Origin of the sequence: Paenibacillus taichungensis, assembly GCF_003287275.1 — a bacterium.
In the GTDB taxonomy this organism is placed as follows: domain Bacteria; phylum Bacillota; class Bacilli; order Paenibacillales; family Paenibacillaceae; genus Paenibacillus; species Paenibacillus taichungensis_A.
On the sequence record NZ_QEVW01000005.1, the window covers coordinates 715,008 to 727,094 of the forward strand.

Consider the following 12,087-nt stretch of genomic DNA (forward strand, 5'->3'; position numbering starts at 1 on the left):
TAAACCAATGATCGCTGTTGTTTTGTTTGGCGTACTTTACATACTGGAGTGGCCCATGATCAAATCCAGTAAAAAGGGAATGAAAAGGACATATTTCATTCTGCTGGGCCTATTTCTTCTGTGGAATACGTTGGCTGTCTCTGTACCGGGCTGGCCTAATCCCAATGATGTCATCAGGCTGCTCTTTGGCTGGGCAGACCGCTTGTTTGGCTAAGAAAGGAGTAAGCATGATCAAATTATCTTCCGGACAAGCGTACCGTTTTATGTTTGTATACCTGTATTCCGAACCCATTGCTTTCCTTTTGCAACGTTTATTCAAAATGAGCGGTTATCAAGGGTGGATATCCATTCTTGGCGGGTTTGCCATCAGCCTGATCCTTCTCTTTTCCACATACCGATTGGGCGCGATTCATCCAGATCGACCCTGGATTGATTTTGGTGAGGAAATTGTGGGCAAGGGTGTTCATAAGCTATTCCTCGGTCTCATTGTATTGCTGTGCCTGTATTTGATCTCCGTTGACGTAGAGAATTTTATCGTTTTTCTGCAATCGATGTACTTACCCGAGACGCCCATATGGCTGACAGCAACCGTTACTATTTTAAGTATCAGTCTTTCAGCTCGCTCAGGTTTGATTACCATTGTTTATTTATCAGAAGGGATATTCCTGGTGCAAATATTCACCTCTACTTTTCTCATGCCTGCTGTCATGGGTGGGGGGAATCCTGATGTACTTCTTGCCATGGTAACTCATCATGATCTGACAGAAATATTGACAGGCTCGCTTTCAACTATGCCATGGTTTTCCGAATGGATGATGTTCCTGTTCCTCGCACCTGCCATTGCTTTCAGGCGGCCTCTTCTTCGAAGTATGTTATTTGCAGGCTCTACACTTGCACTATTCATTATCGTGTTCTGGATGTTTACCTTAATGAACTTTGGACCTTACGAAGCTAGCAGTCTTCGCTATCCTTTGCTGGAGATGATACGTTTTGCCCGTTACGGGGATTTTTTGGATAACCTGGACCCATTCCTGATTGCCATCTGGTCTACGACCATGTTTACTCGCAGCTCCTTTCTGTTATATGTAGCCGCGGTTTGTCTTACCAAACTTACTGGAGTCCGACAGGAAAAAACGGTGGTTTACTTGCTGGCAGGGACTGCTGCCTCCTATGTGCTTCAATATGCAAAAGACGCAGCTTCATATGAATTAGCCATTCGTTCTTACGCCATTGCTATCTATGCCGTACTTATCGAGTGTATGCCTATTTTATATGTTGTTGTTTACTGGTTGCGTTTCGGGAAAAGCAAAAAGACGAGCGAGGCTTCTCCCGCCCCGTCGCCTTGACTTTAGTTTCAGTTCAGTTCAACTTTTTTCTCTTGTGGGTAAGGATCTGGATCTGGGAAAATGACCCCTTTTTTCAAAATCAAATTGGCATACTGCGCACGTTCACCGGTTGCAACAATGACATAGGCGCGAGAAGCTCTCTCATAAAACGCGAAACGCTCTTCATGATCAAAGGCATCCGTGATGCCCTCATGATCATGAATCAACCTGCGATAGTCTTCCCAGATGATGGGCACCACCTGATCCCCCTTGACGACCTGCATAACGGCTGCCGGCCGCTCAGCGTAGGTATCTAGTGGATACAAACTTAAAATGGCATCCAGTAACTCCACTGTACCCAGCGCATCACAGCGAATCAGCCGCTGGGCATGACTAGCTGCTGGGAAGTTGCCATCAGCCAGTACCAGCTCGTCTCCATGGCCCATTTCAGACATGATCTTCAGCAGTTCCGGAGGTATTATTGCGGGAATGTTCTTCAGCATACTCAGCTCTCCTCAGTCAGCTCCAGAATTGCTGGAGCAGATTCGTCTTCGTAACCTCACCATCATGTAGCCCAATTACCGCGATAGAGCGGCACTTCTATTTTATCAGTAATTTCCAACGTTTGCATATTTCAATGTTCGCATAATGATTAGTCCATTGTAAATTCATATATGAAAAGATCTTATCATGGCGATGATATTCATAAATACGCTTTGACAAAATTAATTGTTTAGCATATAGTTGTTATAACAAGTAAATGAATTGAGGCTATTTTACTTAAAGAAAGAGAGGATTATATGGGGAACGACTATTCGCTCGATCAATCCATTGGATTCATGCTGGGCATGACACATCGCAAAGCGTCAGCTTTACTAGCCATACGTTTCAAACCCTATGATATTACAACAGAGCAATTCTCAGTTCTGTTCAACATCGGTAGAGGTGAAGGCGTGAATCAGAAAGAAGTCGCCACTCGCGTCTACAAGGATCAGCCCACAACTGCCCGCATTATTGATCTGTTGGAAAAGAAAGGCTGGGTCGATCGACGGACCAGCGAACAGGATCGCAGAGCCTACTTGCTCTACTTGACCGAAGAAGGAAAAAAATTGCTTGATCAGCTTGTTCCGCTCGAAAGAGAAATGAATAAAAATCTGATTGAAGGTATCCCCGAAGACCAGATGGAAGCATTTAGACATACTCTTTCCCTCATGAACAGCAACTTGTAACGAACTTTACACCAGGGGGAATGAACAAAAAATGAAATCACAATCAGCACAAGTCAAACTATGGACTACCGATTTTATCCTGCTCATGTTATGTAACTTTCTACTCTTTCTGCAACTCCACATGATTGTATCCCCACTTCCTTCTTATGTGCAGGACCGTTTTCACGCCAATGCCTTTGAAGTCAGCCTCTTTACCTGTCTTTTTGCCCTTAGCGCCATTGCTGCTCGGCTCTATTCAGCCAAAGCATTGGAGAAGGGTCTTCGTAATGCCATGATCTATATTGGCCTGACGGTTGCCTTACTCGCAACACTCGGATATTACTTTGCTGCTGGGATTGCTGTTCTTTTATTGCTGCGCATGGTGTTCGGTATCGGATTCGGTATGAGTAGCACGGCTTTCCCAACAATGGCATCGGATATTGTGCCCGTGAAACGAATGGGTGAAGGCATGGGCTATTTCGGCCTTTCCACAAGTCTCGCCATGTCCATGGGTCCCATTATTGGGGTCACCGTGCTTCAGGGTGCCGGTTTCGTGACACTCATGTTGTGTACGGCAGGTGTTATTGCAGTCATCTATCCGCTCAGCTATTCACTAACACGCAAGAAAGCTCGCAGGGTCAATGATGAGGTGGTACCCACTCCATCAGTTGGAACAGCTGCGATATCAGGCACCAAAGTAAAGACGCCTTTCAATCGAAAACTGATTCTGCCAAGTATACTGAATTGTTTGCTATCCATCACGTATGGCGGACTGGTGGGATTCATCGTTTTGTACGGAAAAGAAGCCAACCTGGCTAATCCTGCACTGTTCTTCTTGTTTAATGCTCTCGCTGTACTGCTGGTCAGACCGTTTGCAGGACGGATTTATGACAGTAAAGGTCCCAAAGCATTACTGATTCCCGGAGCGATATTCATCGCTGCTGGACTGATCACGCTCTCATACGCCTCGTCGATGTCCATCTTGTTTGTGGCTGCATTTTTATATGGAATCGGATATGGTTCGATACAGTCTTCCATGCAGACCTGGATGATTCAGATTGTCTCCCCTTCACAGCGCGGTATGGCTAACGGCATGTTTCTGAATACGCTGGATCTGGGGATCGCTCTGGGAGCACTTTTGCTGGGCGCTATTGCTTCCATAACCAGTTATACCGATATGTACCGTTATTCCATTGTGTTCATGATTCTATTTCTCCTGATATACCTGATTCAAGGGAAACGAAATGGTGGTTTTGCGGTACCTGTGCATCCGTTATTGACTCATACACATATCGCTGCGCAGGATTCCGATAGACATGATCATTCTGAGACTGCGACCGAAGAGAACACAACTGCTCAGCAAAAAGATCGTTGATGCAACTACGCTGCTGTACTTCAATTCAATAAAAACGCGTTTACTCTGTCAGGGAAAATATATCCCTCAGAGTAAACGCGTTTTTTTATAATCTTAAAATAAATCAGAATGGACTTTTCTTCCGTCTCCCTGGCAGATAACCACTAGGCTGTTTTACTTCATCATACTCACGTTCACGATGATTTTGACCACTACCTGATGTGGGCTGGTCCCCCTTGTCTGGCTTGACTGCCAATAACGTGAGCAATCCTCCCACCGCTCCGGAAGCGGCGAGAATGCCAAATAAAAGGAAATGGTGGGAAGAGATTAACAATGACACGACAGGAGGGCCAAGAGACACGCCGATAAAACGCATGCTGCTGAATAACGCCGTGATGGTGCCCCGTTGTTCCTTGTCCACCCCTTCAGTAACCATAGCATCCAGACATGGCAGTGTAGCCCCTATTCCTGCCCCGCCAAGGGTGAACAAACCGACGACTACATAGATGTTGTCAAAAAGTCCGATTATACCGAGAGATACCGTAAGAACAGCAAGTCCGATAAACCCCAGCCATTTCATGCGTGTCTTGTTCTTTCCTATCCATTTTCCAGCAAAAAAAGACGCCAGACATAAAGCAGCCAGTGGTATGGCAAGCACAAGTCCTTTAAGTACCCCTTTTAATTTGAACTCTGATTCCAATGTCTCCGACAGATAAAAGAGCACGCCAAAGAGAACAAACATACAAATACCACCGATCGCAAAAATCGCATATAACCAGCGGCCCTTTTCTTTTAGCACACTGCGGATGGAAGCCACAAATTCGGGAAAGCTCTTTGGTTCTTCCTTCCTCTTTGGTGTTTTCACCAAGAAAATAACCAGAACCAATGAAAGCACACAGAGTACCGGAATAGCCATAAAAGGTAAATACCAAATCCACACAGCCAGAGCTGCACCCATTATCGGACTTAGTACCTTGCCAAAGGTGTTCGAGGTTTCAATAATGCCAAGGCTTTTACTCACCTCGTTCTCATCATCAAACATGTCACCAACCAATGGTATGACAATTGGGAAAGCCCCAGCTGCTCCTATCCCTTGCAAAAGTCTGCCACCAAGAATGGCCCAGTATGCCGCATTTCCATTCAGCATCCAGGCTGCTCCACCTGCTACCGCGCCTCCTACAGCTGCAATGATGAGACTGGGAATAATGACGGCTTTTCTGCCGAAACGATCCGACAGATATCCCGCAAGTGGAATGAGCAGGATTGCGACGACCGCATAAACCGTAATTAACATGCTGACTTTAAATGAGGACACTTTCAATTCACGCTCAATTTGCGGTAGGATGGGAATCAGCATGGAGTTGCCCAGCGTCATTATTACCGGAATGGAAGCAAGTGCGACGAGGTCCCACTTTTTATCGTTCATGCCTCAACCACCTTTACAGAATCAGAAAACAACAACGTTATTGTGGGTTGTTCTGCAGTTGAATATACGGCTTATGTAAAAAAGGTCACTTGGGATGACAGCGCAAAAAGACTGTCGCACTAAATTCAGTGTCGGGACAGCCTTTTCACTATCATTATGAAGATCAACTAATCAACATTTATTTCAGTACAAATTGCTGAAGAGCTGCACCGCCCTTGAAAACGATACAGAGCTGTTCGATCTCACGCTCTGCCTTCAGGGAACAGCGAACTGTGCTCCACTGAAGATTTTTTCCGTTGACTGTTCCAGCGGAACCGGGAATGACACAAGTGCCGAGCAGCGGACCTTCTGGACCTTCAGCTCGAATCTCCAATTCGCCACTTACTCCGAAGGCTGACACCCGACCCTCAAACCCACTAACTTGCCGGAAAGCATTGTCGTGGAATGAAATCCAGGAAGAACGACCTTCACGATACAGCGGTTCACCTGGAACAATGGCACGGACAGCTGAACGACCTTCCCGACACTCATCCAACAGAACGCCTGCATACGCATCGTAATTTTCCGCAAACGTAGGCAAGTTCAGCGCGCGTGCAGGAATGGTTTCACCCTCGATGTGAATTTCTTCGGTCTGGCGAATATCTGCTGAGGAACGTCCAGCCATGATCGACCAGGTGGCGGTTTCAAGACAATATTTGTTTCGAGTGACATCCCAGAAGGTAAGATTCTGAACAGGAATTTCGAAAGAAAGATTTTCCACGGCGCCTGAAGCAAGATGAATCCGCCGGAAGCCGATCAATTGACGTTGTGGTCGCTTCACCCGTGAAGTTTGAGCGTGCCCATACAGCTGCACCACTTCATCACTGGCACGTTTCCCTTTGTTCTCGACCTGTACATTAATGTTCAGCACATCATCACCAGAAGATCCCAGTGCCCGCTCTACTCGAATCGACTTATACTCAAATTCGGAATAGGTCAATCCATGACCAAAGGGATACAGGACTGGACCTTCATGATACATATAGGTAGTACCGTTATGAATAACGTCATAATCCATAATGTCAGGAAGCTGCGATTCATCCTCATACCATGTCATGTTCAGTCTACCAGCAGGAGCATAATTTCCGAGCAGAACATCTGCAACTGCATTCCCCAATTCCTGGCCTGCATGTGTGAGGTATACGATTGCTGGAGCCACGTCTTTTAACTCTTGCAGTGCAAATGGATAACTTCCCACAATGACAACGACCGTATTGGGATTCACTTGGCAGACTTCTCTTACCAATCGGGCCTGCTCAGGCGGAAGCTGCAGGCTTGGGCGATCAATTTCCTCTTTACCGTTAATATAGGGACTGTTACCGACAACAACGACAGAAACGTCACTATTCTGTGCAGCTTTTTTTGCCTGTTCTATTCCGTCAGCAACAATGTCCAGCTTGAACACAGCAGGTTGCTGTTTCCCTTCTACGACATCCGGATTACCAGATGAGTTCAACTCTTCTTGTGTTTGTTCCGTCGATGGGGACAGCACCAGTTGCCCCTGATGTTCATTCAGGCTGAGGGGCAAACCGTTCCATGTACGCAACGCGCTGCTTCCATCCGCTTGTGAATCAATCTGTACCACTTCCTTGACGAACCAGCCACCAATCTCCGGCGCAATTGCCTGATAGATGCCCTGTTCAGTTAACGAAACATAGCGATTGTTTTTCACACTGCGAAGCGTGTGACTTCCCCAGCCCCAGTCCTGATGGATGAACTCAGCAGCCTCTGCACTGCCTTCCGGCACGGCAACAAGCTTTCCCTCCGCACCAAGCGTGATTACCTTGCCATCGACTGTCTTTAGACTGATGCGATCATTCCCATCTGTAAAAGATACTTCCGCACCGCCAAGCTGCTTACGCAGTCCTTCCAAAGCGGTAACACGATAAGGCAGTGTGCCACTGTACCAATCGGTATAGACTACATCCGCAAGGGGACCGATTACGCTAACCTTCTGCAATCTTTCCGATTGGAGAGGAAGCAGTCCGTCATTTTTGAGTAATACGATAGACTCCGCTGCTGCTCTGTAACTTAATTTGGCATGTTCAGGCGCACACAATACAGATTCCGATATCGAAGCATACGGGTTAAGTCCCGTCTGATCCAGTTGTCCAAGCCGCATCCGCACGCCAAATATATTTCGAATGGCCCGGTCAAGATCCTCGACCTCCAGCAATTTTCGCTCAAGCGCCTCTTCCAAGGCAGACACGACTAAGTCAACCTCGTCTGTCAGGCAGTCCACACCTGCTTTTAATGCTCCTGCTGCCGATTCCGCATGCGTGGCATGGTAACCGTGATAATTGACCGTCTGGGACAAATCTCCCCCGTCACACACAATAAATCCAGGCATGGCCCACTCACCCTTGACCACATCATTCACATAAGGGCTTTCAATGGCGGGTGTACCGTTGATCGAATTGTAGGCTGTCATCATGGACAAGGCCCCACCATCTACGAAAGACGTCTCGAATGCTTTTAAATAATATTCACGCAAGTTACGCGGATCAATGCTGGAGGAACAATTCAACCGATCCTTCTCATTATTATTGGCAAAAAAGTGCTTCAGCGTCGCTACCATTTTAAGATAGAAAGAGTGGTTTCCCTGCATCCCCTTCACAAGAGCTGCTGACATTTCACCTGTCAGTACAGGGTCCTCACCATAGCCCTCTTCCGTTCTGCCCCAACGCGGATCCCGTTCCAGATCGACAGTTGGCGCCCATAAGGTCAAGCCGTGACGCTCGGGAGCACGATGGTGGTATGCTCTGGCCTCATCTCCAATGACGGAACCGATTTCACGCATGAGCTTGATATTCCAGGTGCTCGACAGACCAAGCGGCTGCGGGAAAACGGTAGCCTCACCTATCCATGCAACCCCGTGAGCTGCTTCGCCTCCCACATTATAGCCAGGTATTCCCAATCGGGGTACTGCTGCTTCGCGTGTAGGAATTAAGCGGATCTTCTCCTCCGTTGTCAGACGCGCAATCAAGTCATCTAATCGTTCTTCCAATGGCAATGTTGCGTCCCACATCGGATATTGAATATACTCTTTCATACTAAACCCTCCTACTTATTCGTTAAGTTTGAGTCCCTTCCATTCTTCCAATAGATCCAGCGTACGCTCGCGATACTTCTGTCCTGCCTCCGGCCGATCAACCTGATGTTCATGCACATATGCGTTAAAATAAGAGGAAAGTATGCGATAGGCCAAAAGACGTGCCTGTCCCCCATCGGTCATATCTTGAGGACGGCCATAGCCTTCATGAAAACCAGCTGATGATTCTGTCGATAAAATAGCCTCAAACTGCCTGTCCGCAAACATGGAGCGATCCCCATCAATGATGGCGGCAATGTTTAGCTGCCCGTTCTCCTCATGGACAAGCACGTTGGCTTCCCAAAGATCGTTATGAACAAGAACCGGAATAGTCACCTGATCAAATAAATCCTTATTTGTTACGAACAAATCTGCGATTTCTTCCCCCACACCTGGCATATACCCGGCTTGTGAAGCTTTGAGTGCCGTCTCTTCTGCAAAAGCTTGCAGCACCTCGGACCAATGATCCGAGCCTTCAATCGTCCCATCGCCTTGCGGCCAGCCAAACGATTCACCCTCAATCTGATGCATGACAGCCGTATAAGCGCCGAGCTGATGATATAATCGTTCTTTATCTACTTCCGAAATCGATGAATGATCCAGCTGCTTACTGGCGATAAACTCCATAAACATATACGTTCTCGGAATGATCAATCCGCTGTCATCACAGACAATAATATTTGGAGCGGGAATGCCTGCTTTACGGTAATATTCATAAACAACAGGTTCCGCAGACATCATCGTACGTTCAAATGAAAATAACGGATCGCCAGCAGAGCCGAGCGCCATCTCTACCCGTTCTGGAGCCAAACGTAATATCACATCCGCGTACGACGCATGTTCAAGCTGAATTCGATACGTTGTATTAAAAAGTCCACCCTGCAACAGTTCAAAACTATTCACAATGGTAGCGGTTCCAAAAGTGTTTTCTACCACCTTATGCAGCATCTCTGCTGTAATGGTTTGGTGTAAGCCTGAATTCGTTGTACCCATTTGATAAAATCCCCTAACTTTATCTGTCGCTTTATAAATTGAACTAAAGAATAATTACATTTGCCACTTCGATGACAGAACAACCTACGTTCTCATATAAAAGTTTAGTTCGATGTATAAATGATACTACCATTTCTTTTCTATAACCATATCTTCCAATGGCACGACAGTAGACAAACAGACGGCACCTTGCGGTACCGTCCTTCTGTTTATCCAATAAACATTACAGTTGAATTGTAAGCGAGCTAGCATCTTCCGCTGCCGTAACGACAACACCATTTGCACCAGACGCTTGGGAACCGCCCTCTACGCCGGATACACTTTCGATGCCACGCAGCACGATATTCCATGGTTTGCCTGCACCTTCCGCACGAACTTCCAGGACAGAGCCGTTACGAGATACGTTGACAACCAGCTCCTGCTCAGCATTTTGGTTTACAACCACCGCTTGAGCGGAGTTGCCGTCAGCCAGTTCGAACAAGTGAAGGGATACATTATCCGCAAAGTCATAATCCGGTTTGCTATCCACAGCACCAACAGCAATCAGGCTGTTTGGCTTAACCATCATTGGCAATGTTTTGAAGTCATGATTCTCACTGATCCAACGTCCACCTTCAACTTTAGCACCTGTCAGATAGTTGGTCCATGTACCTTCAGGCAGGTAATAACGAACATCACCCTCCTTGTTGAAGATTGGAGCCACCAGGATCGAATCACCAAACATGTATTGTGTATCCAGGCTGTACGTTGTTGGATCGTCAGGGAAATCCAGCAGCATAGCGCGCATCATCGGAATACCTTTTACAGTCGACTCCACCGCAGAATTGTAGAGATACGGCATCAGGCTGATTTTGAGTTTGGTAAAGTCACGAACAACGTCCACGGATTCCTCGTCGAACAGCCAAGGCACACGATACGAAGTGCTTCCGTGTAGGCGGCTGTGAGAAGATAAAAGTCCGAATTGTACCCAGCGTTTGTATACGTCAGGGGTTGCTGTACTCTCAAAGCCACTGATATCATGGCTCCAGAATCCGAAACCGGAAAGTCCAAGCGAGAGACCACCGCGAAGTGATTCAGCCATGGATTCATAAGTAGAAGAGCAGTCTCCACCCCAGTGAACCGGGAACTGTTGACCACCTGCTGTTGCAGAGCGTGCAAACAGAGCAGCTTCGTTTTTGCCAATTTTTTCTTCGAGCAATTCAAATACAGCTTTGTTATAGAGCTGTGTATAATAGTTGTGCATTTTAACCGGATCAGAGCCATCGAAGTACACGACATCTGTCGGAATTCTTTCACCAAAGTCAGTTTTGAATGAATCTACACCTTGATCAAGCAGAACTTCCAACTTACTCTTATACCAATTAACAGCATCCGGATTTGTGAAATCAACCAGAGCCATACCTGCTTGCCACATATCCCATTGCCATACGCTGCCATCCGCGGTTTTTACCAGATAACCGTTCTCCATACCTTCATCGAACAAGTAGGATTTTTCTGCAATATATGGATTGATCCACGCACAGATTTTGAGGCCTTTCTCTTTCAGACGTGCAAGCATGCCTTCCGGATCTGGGAACATCGCTTCATCCCATACAAAATCAGACCATTGGTATTCCTTCATCCAGAAGCAGTCAAAATGGAATACAGACAGCGGAAGATCACGTTCAGCCATGCCATCTACGAAATGGTTAACCGTTGCTTCATCATAATCCGTTGTGAATGATGTTGTCAGCCACAGACCAAACGTCCATGCTGGTGGAAGCGCTGGTTTACCTGTTAATTTCGTATAATTATCAAGTACATCCTTGGGATTGTCACCGCCGATAATGAAATATTCCAACGTCTCGCCTTCTACGCTGAACTGCACTTTGGATACATTCTCAGATGCAATCTCATACGATACGCGTTCAGGATGGTTTACAAATACACCATATCCTTTGTTGGACAAGTAGAAAGGAATGTTCTTATAGGACTGCTCACTGCTTGTACCGCCGTCCTCATTCCACGTGTCAACCACCTGGCCATTCTTAACAAATGGTGTGAAGCGCTCACCAAGTCCGTAAACGTATTCACCAATGCCTAGATCAAGCTGCTCGCGGAAATACGCTTCCTTACTTGGACCAGTAATATAACCAGCCGCTCTTTGACCGCTACCCGTAATGCGTTTACCTCCATACAGGAAGCTGACGTCCCAACCGTTCGTTTTGTCGATTTGAACTTCCAGATTGCCGCTTTTCAAAACAGCACCTTGTTCATTTTTCGAGATGTCAACGTTCACATCTTGATTGTTAAGCTCAAATACAGGCCCTTTTTTCACTCCGCCTTTATGATGATTCAAAGTTACACGAATAACGTTAGGCATAGGTGAGCTGTAAGTTGCTTTAAGCAATGTACCATTCAACGTGTCGCCTTTGGTGCGAATATATTTAGTTGCCGCATATACGGTCACAGAATTCTCTTTTTGCACAATATCACGAATGTCAGTCGGGTTTTGAATGTGGTACCCTTCACGAGTCATCCAGAATCCATCAGTAAATTTCATGTTTTCTTTCCCCCTTCGGTTATACTATAATAATATTGATATTAATAACTAATTTCTTCTCATATTTTGACCAAATATATCACGATTCTGATATTTCTTATCCGATTCT

9 protein-coding genes are annotated in these 12,087 nt (G+C 46.3%); 4 read left to right on the forward strand and 5 right to left on the reverse strand.

From position 1 onward, the window contains the following. Nucleotides 1–7 precede the first annotated feature (7 nt). Both DC345_RS08445 and DC345_RS08450 read left to right on the forward strand, forming a co-directional pair. Nucleotides 8–214 (forward strand): hypothetical protein, encoded by a 207-nt coding sequence (locus tag DC345_RS08445; RefSeq protein WP_113052699.1) that lies wholly within the window; start codon nt 8–10, stop codon nt 212–214. Nucleotides 215–227: 13 nt separating this feature from the next. After that, complete coding sequence (locus DC345_RS08450) at nt 228–1,346, forward strand: GerAB/ArcD/ProY family transporter (RefSeq protein WP_113052700.1); 1,119 nt, start codon at nt 228–230, stop codon at nt 1,344–1,346. Between the two features lie 8 nt (nt 1,347–1,354). Here DC345_RS08450 and DC345_RS08455 read toward each other — a convergent pair whose 3' ends face one another. Beyond that, complete coding sequence (locus DC345_RS08455; RefSeq protein WP_113052701.1) at nt 1,355–1,828, reverse strand: RbsD/FucU family protein; 474 nt, start codon at nt 1,826–1,828, stop codon at nt 1,355–1,357. A 297-nt stretch (nt 1,829–2,125) separates the two neighbouring features. Between DC345_RS08455 and DC345_RS08460 the strand changes: the two genes are divergently transcribed. Next, nucleotides 2,126–2,554 carry a MarR family winged helix-turn-helix transcriptional regulator gene (locus DC345_RS08460; RefSeq protein WP_024630121.1) on the forward strand — a complete coding sequence of 143 codons (429 nt, stop codon included), beginning with the start codon at nt 2,126–2,128 and terminating at the stop codon, nt 2,552–2,554. A gap of 31 nt (nt 2,555–2,585) precedes the next feature. Continuing rightward, nucleotides 2,586–3,908 (forward strand): MFS transporter, encoded by a 1,323-nt coding sequence (locus DC345_RS08465; protein WP_113052702.1) that lies wholly within the window; start codon nt 2,586–2,588, stop codon nt 3,906–3,908. 103 nt (nt 3,909–4,011) lie between these two features. Here the strand turns inward: DC345_RS08465 and DC345_RS08470 are convergent, their stop codons facing one another. From DC345_RS08470 to yicI, 4 genes are all read right to left on the reverse strand, one after another. After that, nucleotides 4,012–5,313, reverse strand: a complete 1,302-nt coding sequence (locus DC345_RS08470) for a bacillibactin exporter BcbE (RefSeq protein WP_113052703.1) — start codon at nt 5,311–5,313, stop codon at nt 4,012–4,014. Nucleotides 5,314–5,491: 178 nt separating this feature from the next. Beyond that, nucleotides 5,492–8,404: a glycoside hydrolase family 3 protein gene (locus tag DC345_RS08475; RefSeq protein WP_113052704.1), complete on the reverse strand. Its 2,913-nt coding sequence runs from the start codon at nt 8,402–8,404 to the stop codon at nt 5,492–5,494. 15 nt (nt 8,405–8,419) lie between these two features. Then, nucleotides 8,420–9,436 carry an aminoglycoside phosphotransferase family protein gene (locus tag DC345_RS08480; protein WP_113052705.1) on the reverse strand — a complete coding sequence of 339 codons (1,017 nt, stop codon included), beginning with the start codon at nt 9,434–9,436 and terminating at the stop codon, nt 8,420–8,422. Between the two features lie 223 nt (nt 9,437–9,659). Next, nucleotides 9,660–11,978: an alpha-xylosidase gene (gene yicI / locus DC345_RS08485; RefSeq protein WP_113052706.1), complete on the reverse strand. Its 2,319-nt coding sequence runs from the start codon at nt 11,976–11,978 to the stop codon at nt 9,660–9,662. Nucleotides 11,979–12,087: the final 109 nt, after the last annotated feature.